16 protein-coding genes are annotated in these 18,505 nt (G+C 46.8%); 1 reads left to right on the forward strand and 15 read right to left on the reverse strand.

Annotated features, from left to right (window positions below; all coding sequences use genetic code 11):
* The first annotated feature begins 40 nt into the window (after positions 1 to 40).
* Positions 41 to 637 (forward strand): ATP-dependent Clp endopeptidase proteolytic subunit ClpP, encoded by a 597-nt coding sequence (gene clpP / locus HW560_RS04500; protein ID WP_063566492.1) that lies wholly within the window; start codon positions 41 to 43, stop codon positions 635 to 637.
* A 493-nt stretch (positions 638 to 1,130) separates the two neighbouring features.
* On the opposite strand, the gene HW560_RS04505 is transcribed toward clpP, so the two are convergent.
* The 15 genes from HW560_RS04505 to HW560_RS04570 form a co-directional block, all read right to left on the reverse strand.
* Positions 1,131 to 2,228: a PdaC/SigV domain-containing protein gene (locus HW560_RS04505; protein ID WP_179262192.1), complete on the reverse strand. Its 1,098-nt coding sequence runs from the start codon at positions 2,226 to 2,228 to the stop codon at positions 1,131 to 1,133.
* Positions 2,229 to 2,593: 365 nt separating this feature from the next.
* Positions 2,594 to 3,349 (reverse strand): SIMPL domain-containing protein, encoded by a 756-nt coding sequence (locus tag HW560_RS04510; protein ID WP_090904979.1) that lies wholly within the window; start codon positions 3,347 to 3,349, stop codon positions 2,594 to 2,596.
* Positions 3,350 to 3,496: 147 nt separating this feature from the next.
* Complete coding sequence (locus tag HW560_RS04515) at positions 3,497 to 3,766, reverse strand: HPr family phosphocarrier protein (RefSeq protein ID WP_017691248.1); 270 nt, start codon at positions 3,764 to 3,766, stop codon at positions 3,497 to 3,499.
* A gap of 255 nt (positions 3,767 to 4,021) precedes the next feature.
* A complete protein-coding gene (gene whiA / locus HW560_RS04520; protein WP_076291990.1) occupies positions 4,022 to 4,960 on the reverse strand; it encodes a DNA-binding protein WhiA in 939 nt (312 codons plus the stop codon).
* Between the two features lie 6 nt (positions 4,961 to 4,966).
* Positions 4,967 to 5,953, reverse strand: coding sequence for a gluconeogenesis factor YvcK family protein (yvcK, locus tag HW560_RS04525; protein WP_053782950.1), 987 nt, complete (start codon positions 5,951 to 5,953; stop codon positions 4,967 to 4,969).
* Positions 5,954 to 5,966: 13 nt separating this feature from the next.
* The gene (gene rapZ / locus HW560_RS04530) at positions 5,967 to 6,866 is read right to left on the reverse strand and encodes an RNase adapter RapZ (RefSeq protein WP_053782949.1); all 900 of its coding nucleotides are present in this window, start codon (positions 6,864 to 6,866) and stop codon (positions 5,967 to 5,969) included.
* A gap of 51 nt (positions 6,867 to 6,917) precedes the next feature.
* Entirely contained in the window at positions 6,918 to 7,868 is a 951-nt protein-coding gene (locus HW560_RS04535) for an ROK family glucokinase (protein WP_063566497.1), read from the reverse strand.
* Between the two features lie 498 nt (positions 7,869 to 8,366).
* Positions 8,367 to 9,398, reverse strand: a complete 1,032-nt coding sequence (locus HW560_RS04540; protein ID WP_090905143.1) for an AI-2E family transporter — start codon at positions 9,396 to 9,398, stop codon at positions 8,367 to 8,369.
* A gap of 160 nt (positions 9,399 to 9,558) precedes the next feature.
* Positions 9,559 to 10,518: a thioredoxin-disulfide reductase gene (gene trxB / locus HW560_RS04545; protein ID WP_179262194.1), complete on the reverse strand. Its 960-nt coding sequence runs from the start codon at positions 10,516 to 10,518 to the stop codon at positions 9,559 to 9,561.
* A 170-nt stretch (positions 10,519 to 10,688) separates the two neighbouring features.
* Positions 10,689 to 12,422 carry a tetratricopeptide repeat protein gene (locus HW560_RS04550; protein WP_179262196.1) on the reverse strand — a complete coding sequence of 578 codons (1,734 nt, stop codon included), beginning with the start codon at positions 12,420 to 12,422 and terminating at the stop codon, positions 10,689 to 10,691.
* Positions 12,423 to 12,613: 191 nt separating this feature from the next.
* Positions 12,614 to 14,365 carry a hypothetical protein gene (locus HW560_RS04555; protein WP_179262198.1) on the reverse strand — a complete coding sequence of 584 codons (1,752 nt, stop codon included), beginning with the start codon at positions 14,363 to 14,365 and terminating at the stop codon, positions 12,614 to 12,616.
* Positions 14,337 to 14,459, reverse strand: coding sequence for a hypothetical protein (locus HW560_RS33660; protein WP_257031704.1), 123 nt, complete (start codon positions 14,457 to 14,459; stop codon positions 14,337 to 14,339). Before HW560_RS33660 ends, HW560_RS04555 begins: the two co-directional genes overlap by 29 nt.
* A 107-nt stretch (positions 14,460 to 14,566) precedes the next feature.
* Positions 14,567 to 15,439, reverse strand: coding sequence for a carbohydrate ABC transporter permease (locus HW560_RS04560; protein ID WP_090904974.1), 873 nt, complete (start codon positions 15,437 to 15,439; stop codon positions 14,567 to 14,569).
* A 70-nt stretch (positions 15,440 to 15,509) separates the two neighbouring features.
* Positions 15,510 to 16,409 carry an ABC transporter permease gene (locus HW560_RS04565; RefSeq protein WP_090904972.1) on the reverse strand — a complete coding sequence of 300 codons (900 nt, stop codon included), beginning with the start codon at positions 16,407 to 16,409 and terminating at the stop codon, positions 15,510 to 15,512.
* Between the two features lie 134 nt (positions 16,410 to 16,543).
* Positions 16,544 to 18,133 (reverse strand): extracellular solute-binding protein, encoded by a 1,590-nt coding sequence (locus HW560_RS04570; protein WP_090904970.1) that lies wholly within the window; start codon positions 18,131 to 18,133, stop codon positions 16,544 to 16,546.
* Between the last annotated feature and the right edge of the window lie 372 nt (positions 18,134 to 18,505).

The raw sequence follows: 18,505 nt of genomic DNA on the forward strand, positions 1-18,505 counted from the left end.
ACACCAATTTAACATTTACATTTCCGAGGAGGTTTTTCACGTGAGTTATATTCCAATGGTCGTTGAACAGAGCAACCGCGGTGAGCGCGCCTATGACATCTATTCCAGATTGCTGAAGGATCGTATCATCTTCCTTGGCAGTGATGTAAATGACGTTGTAGCGAATTCCATCATGGCACAGATGTTGTTCCTTACTGCGGAAGATCCGGAGAAAGACATTCACTTATACATCAATAGCCCAGGCGGATCCATTACAGCCGGTATGGCGATTTACGATACTATGCAATTCATCAAACCGGATGTATCTACCATCTGTGTAGGTATGGCGGCTTCGATGGGTGCATTCCTGTTGAACGCAGGTGCCAAAGGTAAACGTTTTGCATTGCCTAACAGCGAAATCATGATTCACCAACCGCTTGGTGGTGCGCAAGGTCAAGCTTCGGACATCGAAATTCGTGCCCGCCGCATCCTGAAAATGCGTGATACCTTGAACCGCATCATCGCTGAGCGCTCAGGCCAACCGCTGGAGCGTATCGAGAAAGATACAGATCGTGACTACTTTATGAGCGCTGCTGAAGCTGCTGATTACGGTATCATCGATAAAGTTATCGAAAACGTAGGTTCCCAAGGCATCTAAGCCGAGGCGAATCGCCAATTAAACGGATATACCATATAGGCAACTCAAAGGGTAACGCCCAGTTGAGTTGCCTATATGAAAAAAGGGCGCTCTCGTCAATATGACGAGGGCGTCCTTTTTTTTGAAGATAATTTAAGAGTGCATAATTCGTTTAAATCTAATAGCATTACAATGGCCCTAGAACCTATGTGAAGACGGACACTACAACAACACGAACACAGCTAATATTAACGTACATCACATCTAACGAACTGAGCACACGCTATTGACCACCATTTCAACGAAATGGAATTCTAACGAATCACAGGAATGTTATCGTTGCTATATGTTCCCGTTTTCTTTCGATTTCCCCGTTTCTTCACTCCATAGCCTCTCTACGATTCGTTACAATATCCCAAGCCTCATATATCTAGCCTTATAAGATGCAACAGGTTCGTTAGAGTTCCAGATATCCAATGAATTACTTAAGGAATGACTAATACTTCCGATACTCTTACTTGTTGGCCGTTAAGCCACTGAACGGCTCTGTGCCTTTAGGAAGCAACTCTTTGTATGTGAACGGGAATTCTGGGAAACCCTCCGCATAAGCTGTGTACTCATACAACTGGAAGAATACAACTACACCAGTTGGGGTTACATAGAAATCCTGATCTTTATTTAGACCTTTATAGCCTTCAAGGTAACCACCACGGGCTTTAAGCTGATCTCCCACTTTTTTGCTTACTGTCTCACGTACGGTTTTGTTATTTTGGATCACATCATCCAGACTCAATTCCTTACCGGAATCCAGAGCAAAGGTGTGACCTGTACGGAACGTCATGCCATGTGCGCCTGCATAGTCCTGATAACTTTGCGTAATGAGCCCAAGTACACCATTTTCGTTGTATGTCACGACATAAGAACTCTCAAATGCATATGGACGGTTCGCTGCTGCATCACCAAATTCCTTGGTTTGTTTTTTGAAATCTGCTACAAAAGCATCGACTTCATCTTTCAACACCTTGTTGATAGCCGCTTCCGCTTTATCGTTCGCCAGTCCGCTCACCTGAGGATATTGAATATCGACTTCAGCATTCTTGATGCTGACTTTCACTGTTGCCGCTTTGACTGCCACGTTATTTTGCTTCACTTTGCTCAGCGACAGTGTCTTGGCTTTACCATCCCAGTTGCCCTGTACACCCAAATAATCTCTCATTGCAGAGAACGGAATGTACAATCGGCCATTAATCAGCTTCGCTTCTACCCCTGGGTAATACCCATTTATTCTCAGCATTGGATCACCATCCAACAGACTGATCGTCATTTTGTTATTGGCTGCTGTCAGGGCATACTCTTTGGTTTTCGCATCATATTTCAAGCTTCCACCCGCTACATCTTTGACAGCCGTAAGCGATACCCAAGTGGAGCCGCCTTGAAGGAGTCCTTTTTGAGTAAGCGTTTTGCCTCCCGATTTCAGAGTTACCTCAGTAGGTGTTGTCACTTTCGTGGATACTGAAGCTGCCTGTACAGAACTATCCTGCCATACAGCCCCGCTCCCCACAATAATTCCTGCCGCCAATAGTGCACTTGTCCATTTTTTCCATGATGTCATATATAAAACTCCTCTCTCGAATTCAAATTTTGAGTGTCATTGCGTATGTATCCTGATTTGATCGTATGCCTCATACGCTCACCTCTTTATTATAATTAACCCGATTCCGGAAAGGTTTACAGCTCCAGTTACAATGTTGTTTGATCCAGATGCCTATAATGAATGTTTTGTTACGAACAAATAGACAAAAAAGATACCAATAACCAGCAATTTATTTCGTCATATTTCATCTCTTCTTTTCAAACTTCATTAAGTCCGCCTTTATAACAAAAAAGACGCTGTCCATCGGACAACGTCTTTGTCATTATTGCCTTTCGCCTGCTCAAGCATATCTTTAACGGACATTCAGCCTTTATTTATTTCACCTATTTCATTTCATAAGTAATATTCAGCGTTGTGCTTACTTTAACCTGACCTGTTTCAATGGCTGTACCGCCATCTGCCTCTGACTTCGCTTGGGACATCAGAGCCTCATTTGCATAGAACACAGGTACATTGGCATCACCTTGGCTCACGGACAGAACAGCACCCAGTTGACGTTTAACCGCTTTGGCAATAGCTCCAGCTTTCACATCAGCATTGGCAACAGCTTTTTCAATCACTTGAGCTTCAAAGCTCTCCGGTTTTTCTACCGTAAAACGAACATTTTCAATGTTGTTGGCACCAGCCTGGGATGCTGCATCCAGGAGTTCACCAATCTTGTCCATCTCCCGGTAAGTTACAGTCAGTGTGTGATGAGCTGTGTACCCTTTGATCTTCTGTCCGTCTTTTTCACTATACGTATAGTTAGGCTGTACGTAGAACTGGCTGGTTTGAATATCATCCGCACTGATTTTCCACGTACTTTTCAGCAGATTGCTAACTTTTTGAATTTTCGCTGCATTCGCTTTTTGAGCAGAGGCTGCTGTGTCTGCCGTACTGTTCACTCCGATGGAAAGATAAGCGATGTCAGGCTTCACCTGAATCTCACCTGTACCCACAACATTAATCACGTTTTGCTGTACCCCCTGTACCTCAGCAGCATAGGCATAGTTACTAGGTGCCACCCACGCAGTACCTCCAACAAGCAATGTACCAGCAACCATCACCGCGCCCAGCGGTTTCATCCATAATTTACCCATCATGTTAGCCTCCTTAAGTTTTAACATCTCATACTCAAATCGATTTGATACCTAACAGACGGGCTTAATTCCATAATGTTGCACTTGACAGTCCTAAAACGCAAAAAAGCCCCTTTCGGGACTTCTTCATTGGATTCAAATCATATCTTATTGGTTCTCAAGCTCTTCCTTGCTTACCAGACTAACTAAAGCGTTTACAGCCTGTTCGGCGTCCGCGCCCTCTGCACTAATCTGGATTTCCGTACCAGTACTGATTGCAAGGCTCATGATCCCCATGATACTTTTTGCATTTACTTTTTTGTCGTCCTTCTCGACGAACACTTCAGATGAGTACTTATTCGCTTCTTGAACGAACAGTGCCGCAGGTCTGGCATGGAGACCCGTTTTCAAACGGACAACTACCGGGTGCTTTGTCATGGAAACTTACCCCCTATTATGAAATCTAGACATTAAATACACAATTATATTTATAACATTATACCATATAACCAGAGCAGGACACTAGAAGAAAAAACTCAGGGTGATTGGATGTCATTATTATGACCCATTTTAGCCTTTTTACATCGCTTCATTTCACCTGAGCAGCTCTCCAAGATCCTTAAGGCTGACTTCAAGCTGACCTTCTGGCGAAAACGAAAGCAATCAGCTTTGCCAGGCTGCCCTACCCTTATTTTAACCGTAACGCTCGGTACGAACCTTCTCTGCCAGCTCATCAATCTTGCGAAGCCGGTGATTCACCCCGGACTTGCTTACTGTACCCTTAAGCAGTTCGCCTACTTCCTTCAAGTTGATATCCGGATGGGCGAGCCTCACTTCAGCCACTTCACGAAGCTTTTCGGGCAACGACTCCAGACCAACTTCCTTTTGCAACAGTCTGATGTTATCGATCTGTCTGACGGCCGCTCCAATCGTTTTGTTCAGATTCGCCGTCTCACAATTGACGATTCGGTTGACGGAATTACGCATATCTCGCATGATACGCACATCCTCGAACTTGAAAAGGGCCTGATGTGCACCAATGATACTGAGCAGCTCAATGATTTTCTCGCCTTCCTTAATGTATAGGATGAATCCTTTTTTGCGTTCTATACAACGGGCATTGAGATGAAATTCATTCGCCAGGTCCACCAGGGCCTGACAGTGCTCCTCATACATGGACGCAATCTCCAGGTGGTAGGATGAACCTTCGGGATTGTTGACTGAGCCACCTGCCATAAATGCGCCTCGAAGATAAGCACGTTTACAGCAGTTATTATTGAACAGCTCTCCACTAATCCCGGGAGTAAACAGAAATCCTTCGGATACAATGTACAGATCTTTTAAAATCTCTTGTACCATAGTTGGAATCCGAACAATATATACATTGTTCTTTTTCAGCCGCATTTTTTTGCGGACAAGCAATTCCGTATGCACTTGAAAATGCTTTTTAAGCAGAGAGTATGCCCGTCTTGCAATGGCGGCATTCTCCGTCGAAATATCCAAGATGACTTTTTTATTCGATAACTGCACCGCACCAAGCATACGGATGAGGGCTGAAAGTTCCGCCTTTTCGCAGCACGGTTCGCTTTCAATCATCGTTAGTTCTTTTTTGGTCTGTGCTGCAAACGACATGGGACTTCACCTCTTCCGTAACATCCAATTTTGTACAAGTTGGTAGATGTGATGGCTCAGTTTGTCGGCATCATGACGCAGATAGGTTCGGAATAGGACCAATGTATCCGCAACGACTTGATAGCCGGCACTCTTCAGCACATTCATATCCAGTACAACCGGTTTAGCTCCTTTTTCCGCATACTTATTCTGCACCTGCAGCGGAATATCACCATTATTTACAATAACATAGTCGAAAATTTGATGTCCTACATGTTCATGTACCGCCTTGAGGTGGTCACTCACCGTGTAATTATCCGTCTCTCCTGGCTGTGTCATCACATTACAAATAAACATTTTCACTGCGTCCGCCTCAACGACAGCTTCAGCCAGCTTAGGTACAAGCAGATTGGGCAAAATACTCGTGTAGAGACTACCAGGCCCAATCAGGATGGCGTCTGCCTGACGAATAGCCTCAACAGCCTCTGGCAACGGCTCCACGTGATCCGGTTCAAGGAAAACACGTTTGATCCGTAAGCCAGCTTCAGGGATCTTGGACTCGCCCGTAACAATCGAGCCATCCTCCATCTCTGCATGCAGTATAACGGCCTGCCCGGCTGCGGGCAATACCTCACCCCGAACGGCAAACACGCGGCTAAGTTCCCGCACAGCGGTCACAAAGTCGCCCGATATATCCGTCATTGCAGCCAAAATTAAGTTACCCAGGCTGTGGCCTGCAAGCCCCGCGCCTGTATTGAAGCGATAATTCAGCATATCCGACAACAACGGTTCTACATCTGCTAGCGCCGTGAGTACGTTACGAATGTCGCCCGGAGGCGGCATTTGCAGCTCATTACGCAGGATGCCCGAACTTCCTCCGTCATCCGCCACCGTCACGATGGCCGTGATGTCCAGCGGCTTTTCCTTCAAACCGCGCAGCATCACGGATAATCCGGTTCCGCCGCCCATGACTACAATTCTCGGACGTTCTCTTCGTGGTCCGGCTTCTTTCATCCCTTCACCCTCTTCAATGACGGTCCCGGTCGGCGTCGCGATGGCTCACGGTGACAGCCTCAGTTTCGCTGCTTCCCAACATTTTGCCCAAATATTCCGATATTGCTACCGAACGATGCTTGCCTCCGGTACAGCCGATTCCAATAATAACCTGGCTTTTGCCTTCCTTCCGGTATTGCGGAATCAGAAAATGCAGCATATCCAGCAGCTTGGTCAGAAACGCTTGCGTCTCCGGCCATTTCATAACATATTCGTATACATCACTATTCTGTCCCGTATTCGGACGTAAATGCTCAATATAATGCGGATTTGGCAAGAAACGAACGTCAAACACCAGATCCGCATCGATTGGAATACCGTATTTGAACCCAAACGACGTAATATTTACCGACAGCATATGGCTTTCCAGATGAGAAAAGCGGGATATGATACGCTCTTTCAATTGAGCAGGCTTCATCGTACTGGTATTCAGTACCTGAGTGGCGGAGTTTTTGAGCTCCTCCAGCATCTTACGTTCCAGCCGGATGCCATCAAGCGGCATACCCTCAGGAGCCAGCGGATGTCTGCGCCTGCTCTCCTTATAGCGCTGGACTAATACAGAGTCTGTCGCGTCCAGGAATAATATTTCACAATGAATGGTAAAATGATCTTTAATATAGTTCAGTGACTCGGACAAAGCCGTAAAGAACTCACGACCGCGAAGGTCAATAACCAGTGCGACCTTGCCAATTTTGCCGTTCGATTGCTCAATCAACTCCGCGAATTTCGGAATCAATACCGGTGGAAGATTATCCACACAGAAGAAACCAAGATCCTCCAGGCTTTGTACTGCAATCGTCTTGCCTGCTCCGGACATGCCCGTAATGATAATGAGCGTGGCGCCTGTGCCCGGTGAAACTTCACCTTCAAGCATAAATGTCCCCTCCTTATCATATTGCTGTCGGATTATACTGTTACGAGGTTACTAGGAACGCAAGAGAAGACCAGCCGCGCCAACAATACCTGCATTGTTGCCAAGCGTTGCTTCAAGGATTTTAACCCCTTCTTGCAGCGGTTCAGGTGTCAGTTTCGCAAATACAGTGCGTACTTCATCAAACAAAATATTACCCGCTTTGGATACACCGCCACCGATAATGAACATCTCAGGGTTAATCACAGCCGCTACAGCCGCCATCGATTTACCCAGATAGAACGCTGCACGATTGACGATACGAAGCGCAACTTCATCGCCCGCCTTGGCTGCATCAAATACTTCCTTGGCTGCAATCTTGTCCACGAGTGCCAGTGATGTATGGTCTCCACGCTCTACAGCGTCTTTGGCCATACGAATAATTCCGGTTGCTGAAGATACAGTTTCCACGCATCCCATTTTGCCACATCCGCACTGAATCGCTTCCAGATCAGGAACAACACTGACATGACCAAGCTCACCAGCCATACCGGAGAAACCTTGATAGATCTTGCCGTTCAAGATCAGTCCGCCACCAACGCCTGTACCAAGCGTATAGCATACACAGTTGTCCACTCCCTTGCCGGCACCTGCCCAGGCTTCACCCAGTGCAGCCACGTTTGCATCGTTATCTATTTTGACTGGCTTGCCCAGACGTTCTTCCAAAATCGAACGAATGGCTACATTCCGAAATCCAATGTTAGGGGCAAGAACGATAATTCCCTCGCGTACATTGGTGAACCCAGCCACTCCTGCTCCCACACCTTCAAGCTGTTCCCAGCTGTAAGGCGATTCGGCAACGATATGACGGACATACTTTTCGATGTTGGCAATGACCGTGTCAACGCCCTTATCCACTTCAGTCGGTCCTTCATACGTATGCATAAGCTGACCGTGTTCATCACATATACCGACCTTGATTGCTGTTCCGCCGAGATCGACCCCAACGTAGATTTTCTCAGACATGCTACAAGCCACCTTTATCTATCTATAATAGTTTAATCCTACGTACCAACTATAATTGAAGGATACGCCTGGGTCAAGACGATAAGACCTTTGCTGGTATTAGCTTCCCCGCTATTGTGAACAACATCACAGGCTATTTTTGAATACGTATACAACCTCATTTGTCTCTATCAAAAACGCAAGCTTCTTTCCTTCCTCCATAGAGGAGGAAGCCTCAACTCATGATATTGCATATCCACTCGTTCCATGCGTAAAAGATGACAATTGTCATCTGAATTTCATGACAATCCTTACTAATCACGTCTAGGGCAGTTCGGTAAGATGGAAATATCTTATAGAACAGAACAAGGACGTGATTCAAGATGAGCTCACCCGTAGTACAGTTGTTGCAACCCTTAGCCCTAACGACGCAAAAAAACGCCTTCCCATAACAGGAGGCGTTTCTCTAATTTTATGAACATTACCTAACCTAGCCTTCAGCAGTTATTCAGCAACTGGTCACAGTTTCGTTTCCACACGTACAGGCTCTTCCGTTTTTTCCATCTTGTTGACGTCCAGAATATCGAGCAGGAAGACAAAGATCGGAATACCGATGATAAGCCCCCAGATCCCCAGGAAATGTTGAGACAGAATCAGTACGATAAACGTGTAGAACATCGGCAATTTGGTTTTGTGCGCCATCAGCTTCGGATTCAGGAAGTACGTCTCCAACGCATGAATAATGATGATCATAATGACCACGATCACGCTGAGCTGCAACCCACCCAGTTGATAGCCGATTAGACACAGCGGAATCAGTGAGATGATAACCCCCGCAACGGGTACCAGACTCAGCATGAATACCAGAATGGTCAAGGCGAACAAGTACGGGAAGCCGAGTATCCATAATCCCAAAATCGTCAAAGCTGTATTGAACACCGCAATCAACAACTGTGCCTCGATTACTTTACCAAAGGAAGATACAAATTTATCTCCAAGGTACGCCACTTCATTATAGAACCAGCCGATCTTGCTTGTTTTGAACTTGGAGGTAAACTTGGAAATCTCCCGCTTCTGCAACAAGAAGAAAAGGCTCAGGATGATGACCAGTAGAATGAACTCCAACCATTTACTTAACGCAAAAATATACTTCAATGCATCGTTGGTATAGTTTTTGATATCGAACGATTGAAGATAACCTGCAATTTTGGAAGCAAAATTATCCCCGTCAGCAGTATCAAGAAATTTCATGATCTCATTCGTTAACTGAACAACCTGATCCACAATTCGTGGTGAATACCTGGAGATGCCCAGTACTATGGCTGCAATAACGATAAGGTAGAGCAGAATGACTACAACTTTATAGTTAATCGGAAATAAACGATTCAACTTCTCTGTGATAAAATGCTGCAGCCTGTTCATGACATACGTCACCAGGAATAACAGCAAAATCATGTGCAGCATACTCCCCATGCTGAAAAGCACCAAACAAAACAACAGCAGGATCAAAAATCGCCGCACTGTTGCATTCTGTAACCAATCTTTTATCATTTCCCCCAAAGTCTTCACCTCACAGCTAATATGCCCATTATGTATACGATCTCATGCCCACTTTGGTTTCAAAAAAAGAGAAGCCTTCCGGCTTCTCACATCATGAGACTTCCCGTTGTCTCTTATACTTAATTTATGCCAAAACATACCCTTTTCATGCTTACTTATCCAGTGTTTCGCTCCAGTCATGCACAATACTGCCTTCAAGGAATTTCTCGCAGTCCATTGCGGCCATACATCCTGAACCTGCTGCTGTAATGGCTTGACGATACTTCGTATCCTGAACGTCACCACAGGCGAATACACCTGGAATGTTGGTCTCGGTTGTACCCGGTCTAACGACAACATAACCGTGCTCATCCAAAGTAATCTGGTTGCCCAGGAACCCCGTATTCGGTGTGTGTCCAATGGCAATGAATACCCCATCCGCCTGAAGCAACTCTTCCTGTCCGGTCTCGTTATTGCGGACCTTAAGTCCTTTGACGCCAAGAGCCTCAGGCACAACTTCGAGCGGTGTACGGTTCAAGGCCCATTTCACCTTCTCGTTGCTGCGAGCCCGATCCTGCATAATTTTCGATGCACGTAATTCGTCCCGGCGGTGAACCAAGGTAACGTCTGTTGCAAAACGGGTCAGGAAGCTGGCTTCCTCCATCGCGGAGTCTCCACCGCCAACAACGACGATCTTTTTACCACGGAAAAAGAATCCGTCACAGGTGGCACATGTACTTACTCCACGTCCCACATTTTCCTGCTCTCCCGGAATGCCGAGATAACGGGCCGAAGCACCGGTAGAGATAATGATCGAATCGGCTTCCAGTTCACCGATGCCTCCAACTTTAACCTTGAAGGGCGGTTTGCTGAAATCCACTTCTTCCACCCAGCCATTTTTGAACTCAGCTCCAAAACGCTCCGCTTGCTTGCGCATATTGTCCATCAGTTCCGGACCCATAATACCTTGCGGAAAACCAGGGAAATTCTCAACTTCCGTTGTTGTCGTCAATTGACCACCCGGCTGAAGACCTTCGATTACCAGTGGGTTTAGATTAGCACGAGCCAGATATATCGCTGCTGTCAGACCCGCAGGTCCGGTACCGATCACAATCGTTCTGTATTTAGACATATAGATACAGCCTCCTTAATAAGGTTGAGAGTGTGTTGAGTGGCGATTAACTTGCTATGATGATATCCTACAGGCATGTCGAGACCTATCGTTAAGTTTACCCGTTTTCCAGGCCTATGTATCCTTCACGCAATGAAGTCTATCCCCAAGCGAGAAATTTCAAGGAACATTTACTGGACCGGTGGGTTGGAATTGCACACTTTATTGATTTGTCGTGCATATTTGCTGACTGTGGCAGCTGATATGCCATACCGGTCGGCTATGCTTTGGTAGGTCACTGGACGACTGTGAATTTTCGCAGCCAGATATTCCAGTCCCGCAGCCAAGCCTTCAATTTGCTTCGCGCCAGGCACCTCCGGGTGTACGCGAGATACATAGTCGGTCCACAGCCGCTCCATTTCTTGCTGCAATTCGGCTTTGGCTTCAGACATCTGTAACGCCCGGTCCACGACCGCCTGCCAATGCGGCGAAGGTTTCATTTCCGATTGTTCCGTCATCGACTCCATCTTCGGAATGGTGCGATTGCTCGATGCAGTTAGCGGCCGCAGAACAGAAGATTCATCCTGCTCAGCTCCTTCTGCATCCAGACCGTTTAATACGGAACGAGCGGCTTCCACCAGATCCTGATCTTCACCAGGTTCCTGGATGAAGGATTGCAGTGCCTGCTGCACCTCATAATCACCGATCATGCCAAGAGCATGAATGACCTGGAGCTTGGTTGCCCGATCCCCATGTCGCAACGCCCAGAAGAAAGAGGAACGGATTAAGGGATCATTTTTCATCTCTTCAGGTATGCCGTTGCCATAGTTCTCCCATTGTCTGAATTGCTCGTCAAATGGCAGATGATAGTGATAGCTTAGTTTCTCCGGATCTTTCTCTCCCTGTCTCACAGCCTCAAGACCCGACAGATAGTAACGGGATACTTCCGAACCCGGGTCCAGCTTGCCCACATGGCGCCACAGACGTTCAGCGGAATCGTAACGTTCGGTATTATAAGCTGCGACTGCGGCATAATGTGCGAGAGCCGGATCTGCAGCGGTTTCTTCATCCTTCATCAGGCGACGGAAATGCACATAAGCCGTATCATGTTGTCCCAGGATACCCATCGTGGTAGCCAGTTTGTAGACTTGTTCGTGCTGGAAAGGCACGATGACACGCAATTTTTTAATCAGAAGCAGCACTTGGTCGACTCGATTCTCGTTCTGGTGAAAGATCGCCAGATTACACAGTGCATGCAAATTACCTGGTTCCTGCTCCAGTACCTCGGCAATCGTCTCTTTCGCTTTGGGAAACAGCCCCATATAATAATAGGCAAGCGCCAAATTGTTGCGAGCAGCCAAATAATCAGGATAATCAGGTGACATACCTTCCAGCAGCTCAGCCGCCTGTGCAAACTTCCCTTGTTCCAACAATTCTCGCGCCTGATCGTGTTCAACGACACCCTTACGTGATTTGATCCGGTTCAGTTTGGCTGGTCGATCCAGCTCGTAGTACAGAAGCTCCATCATCTCTTCGGCTTCCGTCATAAACTGCCCCTGGGTATCCTCCTCCAAATACGTAACAAGCGCTTGCTCAGCTTCTTCAAACCGATCCATATTCGCATAATTGTTCGCCATGTAGAAATAACATTCCGTCATGGACGGATCTACCACGTCGAGCACATGTGCAAGAACGGCATTGGAAGCCTCGTAATCCCCCTTCTCTGATAATATACCCGCCATATTACAATGATTCACCGGATTTTCCGGTTCATATTCAACAGCTTTACGAAAATATTTTAATGCCTTGTCGACGTGATTACGGTCCAGCGAGCGGACAGCTCTCTCAAAAAAGAAAGAAGCATCCAAGTGAATCGGTATTACATTGGCAAGGTGTCCCTCAGCCCGCAGTAGCTTGCCCTTCATCTTCCAAGGCACCTCCTCTTTGCTTTCATTCATACTCTCCAGTATACCACATCTTAAGGCCCACTTCTCAATATGTAGTTTCATGTCGTTTATGCCAAAAATGCGCAAAAAAGATGACACCCCCTCATCCCTTTCGAATGAAATGTCATCTTTTGCTTCTTGTACTCTTTCCTATAAAGAGATTCACAGAATTAAAGCTTCAAGGCCATGGATGGCGAAAGAGAGATATTAACCGTCTTGTGAAAAGGAGTCATAAAGTTAACCAGCACAACCTTACACTTATCAGGCAACCTCGCCTCACGTACGGTTGCCGCCAAATGTCCTACCTCTCCACCAGTCAGCTCAATCCAGTCATCTCCACAGGAATAACGCAATGTGCCGCTCTTCCACAGATAATGGCCCTCATCCGTCTCAAGCATTTCCCCATGGGAAAGCTCGCCCTCGCTTCCGAACACGAAAGACAGCTGCACCATAATCTGTTCCGGCTGCTCTCCTGCCAGTTTCAGTGTCCAGCCATTTTCCGTTCGTAGTACTTCCGTCTGTACATGGAATGTCTGCTCATGGGTGAGCGATCGACTCTGATGAGGCAATAAATACCACGGACTGATGGCTGTTCTCGCCGTTTCAGGCAGTTGGCTATCCGGGATCGGACCGTAATAGCCTTTCTTCTGTTCGCCCGTCAGACAGTAACCTGCTGGCAATCGGGACATGTGCTGCATCGGCACATATCCTGGATTAAAATAGGAGGCCAACTGAACGGCCAGCAGACGTACGGCACCATGACGAAGGGCAAAGAAGGAAGGCACCTCCGTCATTACAGTCGCACTTGTATTACCGGAACGAATTCGTGCTACAGGTGCGCCGAAGTCCGTATGCAACCGGCTGTGCGAGATGTGTCCATGATGACCTGCCGAATCCACTCGCTGTAAATAGTCCTCCCGCACAAATCGTTCATTCAGTATGATCTCGTACCGCTCAGGCAGCTGATCGCGTGCTTTACGTGCCTGCTGAAGCACCGGCTCCAGCAGTAGCCGGACGAGTGCATTGACCGAGCAGACGCCGGGATCTGTTAACATTTCTCCCGCCCAATCGGCCATGCCGGCAAAGATCGGATCACCGTCCAACCGGGCCAAGATGGCATACGGCAAGTAATACGGTGATAAATCATGCACGCTCCCCAGATCCTGGCGACCTGAGTAATCCGTAACCACCTCCCCTGTTGGATGTACAAGATACACCATCATACGAAGATTGAGTCTCACCGGGTCCAGCAATTCGGGACGGTTCAACAGGCGTGCCGCATGAATCAGCATGATGTCGCTAACCGCACTGTAGATTCCGTTGCTTCGTTCAGTCCACTCCCCATCAGGCGTAATATCCATACCTTCAGCCAGCCATTGCTCTGCACGCTGCACAGCTTCCTCCAGGTCAAACAATTGATGCAGGAAACCGAGCGCCGCGCATAGCACCCAGCGATGATTCGGCGTATGACAGCCTCCAGTCAGCAAGACCGGAACAGTTCGTTCCAGAAACAGGCGCATATTATTCAGCACAGATTGCAGTGGCTCCCAATCCTGCTGCTGAAGAAGCTGATATAACTGGGCATATCCCACGACGAGAAATGCAGTATCCGGCGGAGAATGAGAATTGGTCCAGCCGGGTGAGATGGAGCCGTCTCCATGCTGATTACGAAGTACGTACTCCGAGGCAAGCTGCAGACGATTTAACAGATCTTCATCCCGGTAAAAGATCGAATCCGGATTTGCGATTGCCGCTCCCCAGTAACACATATCCGTAGGTGTTCCGGTCGTGTGGTTAACCCAGGCAATACCTGTAGAGGGATCAATCGTTCCTCCATAATAACGGCTATCCGGGTCAAGCACCTGCCGGGATATACCTCTTTGCACCGCTTTGTCATTGCTGTCCACCAGTTGCCTGTACATGTGTATTCCCTCCAAACGAATGCATTTGCCGTGTGCCACCGATCTGCGGTTTCCCTTCCTGATTCGGCCGGAATACAAGCAGATCCTTTAACATGGCAGTTCATCTTGCCGACAGTAAATACAGGTTTCTTATCGTAGATAGTCGCCATAAAATTTTCGATCTGTTGACTCCCTAATCACGTAAGCCCTATGCCCCTTACGTCAACCCTTGACCGCCCCAAGCATGGCACCACTAACAAAATATTTTTGCAGCCATGGGTAGACAAGCAGGATCGGTACGGTTGCGAAGATAACAGTGGCAGCCTTGAGACTTTCCGGAGTTAAAGGTGTACGGTTCGCCCCCTCCATCTGTGTAAGCTCGCTAACCATGTTATTCTGTACCATTTGGAAGAGCTTCAGCTGTAGTGGGTACAGCTTCGGATCATTGATGTACATCAGGGAGTCCTGAAAGCCATTCCAGCGTCCAACTGCATAGAAAAGAGCCAAAGTAGCCAGCACAGGCATAGATAAGGGCAAGATGATTTTAAAGAGCGTATGAATATGTGAGCTACCATCAATCTCTGCCGATTCCTCCAGACTTTCCGGTATACCCCTGAAGAACGATATCAGGATAATCAGATTAAACGGACTCACGAGACCCGGCAGAATCAGTGCCCAAACCGAATTGAGCAAGTGCAGGTCACGAATGAGCAAGTACTCGGGAATGATCCCGCCGCTGAAGAACATCGTAATGATGATCACATACATGAAGAGCTTGCGACCTTTCAATTTTTTCTTGGTCAACGGATAAGCCGCAGCAAGCGTGAATAGCATACACAATACTGTAGTGGCGATCGTAAGAACAGTTGTATAACCCAGTGAATAGATCATCGACTGATCAGAGAACACCTGAATATACGCATCCCAATTGAACTCTTTGGGGAATATGGTCACTTCACCTGATGTAATTGCCCGGTTTGAGCTGAACGATATCGCAATCGTGTGCAGAAATGGAGCCAGACAGAATATAACAAACAGGGTGATAAAGGAGATATTAACGATATCAAAAATCCGGTTCGAGGTGCGTTCACTCATCTGCGCACAACTCCTTTACTGATGGTCTATACAAATAAGCCGATTGGCGTATCTTTCATTCTTTAAACATCTACAAAATACCTTCACCGGTTGCCTTCTTCGAAATATAATTGGAGCCGAGTACGAAAATCAGTCCCACAACGGCCTGGAACAATCCAACAACGGTTGCGAGCGTGTACTGTCCTGATTCAAGGCCGACCCTGTATACAAAGGTACTAAGTACATCCGAATATTCACGAACGGCCGTGTTACCGATAATATAAGGACGATCAAAACCGATGCTGACCATATGTCCAAGATTAAGAATAAGCAAGGTGACAATGGTTGGTTTGATACTAGGCAGCGTAATATGCCAGATTCTCTTCAGCCGCGTTGCGCCATCAATCTCCGCCGCTTCAAACAATTCCCGGTTTACGCCGGTTAATGCCGCCAGATATAGAATGGTTCCCCATCCTGCACTTTGCCAGACACCTGTGAACAGATACGTAACAAGCCAAGGATTTTTCTCTGTCAAAAATGGGATCGGATTTAAGCCTATGCTCTCCAGTACTCCGTTAACCATACCGGATTGATTGCCGAACAATTGGTATACAATCCCCCCGATGATGACCCACGAGATAAAGTGGGGAATGTACAGAATCGTCTGCGATATTTTTTTGAACCACTTAAATCGAACTTCATAGAGCATAATGGCGAGTATGATTGGAGCAGGGAACGAAACGATCAGATCAAGAAAATTCAGCATAAAGGTATTGCGTAATGTGGTGTAGAAGTCTCGCATCCCAAATACCTCACGAAACGCATCGAAACCGATCCACTCACTGCCGCTGATACCCTGAAACAGGTTGAAGTCTTTAAAGGCGATCTGCACACCGTACATCGGTCCATAACGAAAAATCAAAAAGTAAATGAGGGGCAAGGAAATCAGTGCGTACAATTGCCAATACCTTTTCAAGTATGTGAAGGTCATGTCGGTTTCCTCCTATCAACAAAGAAACTGCAGTGCCGCCAAGCCGGCGGCACAGGTTTCTTTCAAAGTTAAGCAGTCGTATGGGTTATCTGTCTCAAATCATGAAAGAATAAGATGGTTTAATTTGCAGTGAGTTACTTTAAGGCTTCTTCAAGCTCTTTCTTCAGCTCTGTGCCGCCCAGGGACATAAAATCATTCATTTCCCGTTCATATACCGCGTCGAATTCTTCAGGCTTCGCCATCGCGGTTTTAACAATGATGACGTTCAGCTTGTCTTTGAGCGCTGTACTGTACTTCATCTCCGCCTCAATCGGTTTGTCAAAGATGATAGGTCCTACCGTGTCCGTGTTGGCGATATCAATCGATTGTTTTAACAAATCCTGGTTGTTTTGCGGAAAGCCCAGAATCCATGCTTTTTCATTCGTTGCCTGATCGCCAATATTTTTACCGTTCGAGATAATCGCTGTATCCCCTGCGTTGAACAAACGATCCTTCGCTTCCTGGGATGCATCTTCCTTCACAACCGGAATGCCATCTACCAGATCATAGTTCTCCCCTTCCACACCGCTGTAGATATCGATCAGGTTGTTGCCGGAGGCCATCCAGTCCAAATATTTAATGGCTTCCACAGAACGTTTGCTGCTCTTCGGAATCATAATATACATGCCGTTTGTTCCGTAGCGAGACTTGATGTGTTTGTTATCTGCATTCGGATTCGTGTATACATCAACCGGCAGTACTTCGCTGCCGTCCACATTTTTGCGCAAATTATCCAGTGTACCGTCTCCGTAGAACATGGCATCGACATCTTCAGACCAATAACCTACGTTGCCATTCTGTATGTCCTTACCTAACTGTGTTTTATCTTCATCCAAACTGAAGTCTTTGCTGATCAGTCCTTCATTGTAGAGCTTGTTCAGGAATTTCATCGAATCTTTGAATCCTTCATGCAAAGGCAATTCATAACGTTGACCATAAGTCAGATCTCCACTTACCGGCTTGATAAACGAATAGATCAGTGTCTCGAACTGAGCCGGTGCAAGTGCCATACCCATTGGGATGTTTTTGCTGCCAAGTCCGCCAGGATCCTTCTCTTTAAAGGCTTTCAAAGTGGTATAAAGTTCATCTGTGGTTTTTGGCACCGGCAATCCCAGCTTATCAAGCCAATCCTGACGAATATAAGAGCTATATCTACCTGTAATTGCACGTTTACCCGGTACGGCGAACTGTTGCCCTTCCACTTGCCCGAATTTCAATGTATCTTCACCCAGGAACTTCTTCAGGTTTGGTCCATACTGATCAATCAGTTCACCAACATCCGTCAGTCCGCCCTGCTGGGCATAGCGGTAAAACACGCTGGAGTCATAGACAAAGACAATATCGGGGACATCTGTATTGCTCGCCATCAGGACATTCAGTTTGGTGACTTCCTCTGAACGCTGAACGGGTACAAACTGCACATCAATGTTGTTGGGGTCGCCGAACTTCTCCTGAATCATTTTAGATAGATAGTTGTTCGTGATGGTGTACGGCGAAGGGCTGTTACCACGATCGAAAATCTCCACCTTTAAGGTAACGCGCTCACCGCTGCCTGATGTGCCACCTTCTGCTGATTCTTGATCTGATGCAGACGAGCACCCCGCAAGCAGGGAAACGCCCATTACCATCGTAAGCGCCAGACCCATCCATTTCTTGAGACTCCCTTTGGTTGCTTTTCTTGTCATTTTGTCATCCCCTTTGGCTATGCGTGAATGTTTAAAGCTTGCCCAGAGTATTCCACATCTTTGCGCACCCTTGCAATAAACTCATTTCGTAAACGCTTACATAAGGATAATAGTTTATCTCCTGTGACGATTTTCGCAGACTGACTATATTCTTCGCTACTCTGTTAATGCCCGCGGTGCCTGCAGTCGTCGTTACTCAGGCGCTCCCCTCTCCGGTTCAACTGTACTCAGATACAATAAACCATTTTCATATACTGCCTATATTCGTAAAAGGGCCTAAAATGGGCCTAAACCAGGGAGTTCTTGCATAAGCACAGGCCCTCCAGCCGGAATCAGAGGTTATACCCACAGCAAAAAGGTGGACTTCTACAC

The organism is Paenibacillus sp. E222, assembly GCF_013401555.1.
Taxonomy (GTDB): domain Bacteria; phylum Bacillota; class Bacilli; order Paenibacillales; family Paenibacillaceae; genus Paenibacillus.

Excerpts from the sequence above, each read along its gene's own strand:
- HW560_RS04505 (WP_179262192.1), bottom strand. The coding sequence starts at position 2,228 with ATGACATCATGGAAAAAATGGACAAGTGCACTATTGGCGGCAGGAATT.
- HW560_RS04510 (WP_090904979.1), bottom strand. The coding sequence starts at position 3,349 with ATGGGTAAATTATGGATGAAACCGCTGGGCGCGGTGATGGTTGCTGGT.
- HW560_RS04515 (WP_017691248.1), bottom strand. The coding sequence starts at position 3,766 with ATGACAAAGCACCCGGTAGTTGTCCGTTTGAAAACGGGTCTCCATGCC.
- whiA (WP_076291990.1), bottom strand. The coding sequence starts at position 4,960 with ATGTCGTTTGCAGCACAGACCAAAAAAGAACTAACGATGATTGAAAGC.
- yvcK (WP_053782950.1), bottom strand. The coding sequence starts at position 5,953 with ATGAAAGAAGCCGGACCACGAAGAGAACGTCCGAGAATTGTAGTCATG.
- rapZ (WP_053782949.1), bottom strand. The coding sequence starts at position 6,866 with ATGCTTGAAGGTGAAGTTTCACCGGGCACAGGCGCCACGCTCATTATC.
- HW560_RS04535 (WP_063566497.1), bottom strand. The coding sequence starts at position 7,868 with ATGTCTGAGAAAATCTACGTTGGGGTCGATCTCGGCGGAACAGCAATC.
- HW560_RS04540 (WP_090905143.1), bottom strand. The coding sequence starts at position 9,398 with ATGATAAAAGATTGGTTACAGAATGCAACAGTGCGGCGATTTTTGATC.
- trxB (WP_179262194.1), bottom strand. The coding sequence starts at position 10,518 with ATGTCTAAATACAGAACGATTGTGATCGGTACCGGACCTGCGGGTCTG.
- HW560_RS04550 (WP_179262196.1), bottom strand. The coding sequence starts at position 12,422 with ATGAAGGGCAAGCTACTGCGGGCTGAGGGACACCTTGCCAATGTAATA.
- HW560_RS04555 (WP_179262198.1), bottom strand. The coding sequence starts at position 14,365 with ATGTACAGGCAACTGGTGGACAGCAATGACAAAGCGGTGCAAAGAGGT.
- HW560_RS33660 (WP_257031704.1), bottom strand. The coding sequence starts at position 14,459 with ATGTTAAAGGATCTGCTTGTATTCCGGCCGAATCAGGAAGGGAAACCG.
- HW560_RS04560 (WP_090904974.1), bottom strand. The coding sequence starts at position 15,439 with ATGAGTGAACGCACCTCGAACCGGATTTTTGATATCGTTAATATCTCC.
- HW560_RS04565 (WP_090904972.1), bottom strand. The coding sequence starts at position 16,409 with ATGACCTTCACATACTTGAAAAGGTATTGGCAATTGTACGCACTGATT.
- HW560_RS04570 (WP_090904970.1), bottom strand. The coding sequence starts at position 18,133 with ATGACAAGAAAAGCAACCAAAGGGAGTCTCAAGAAATGGATGGGTCTG.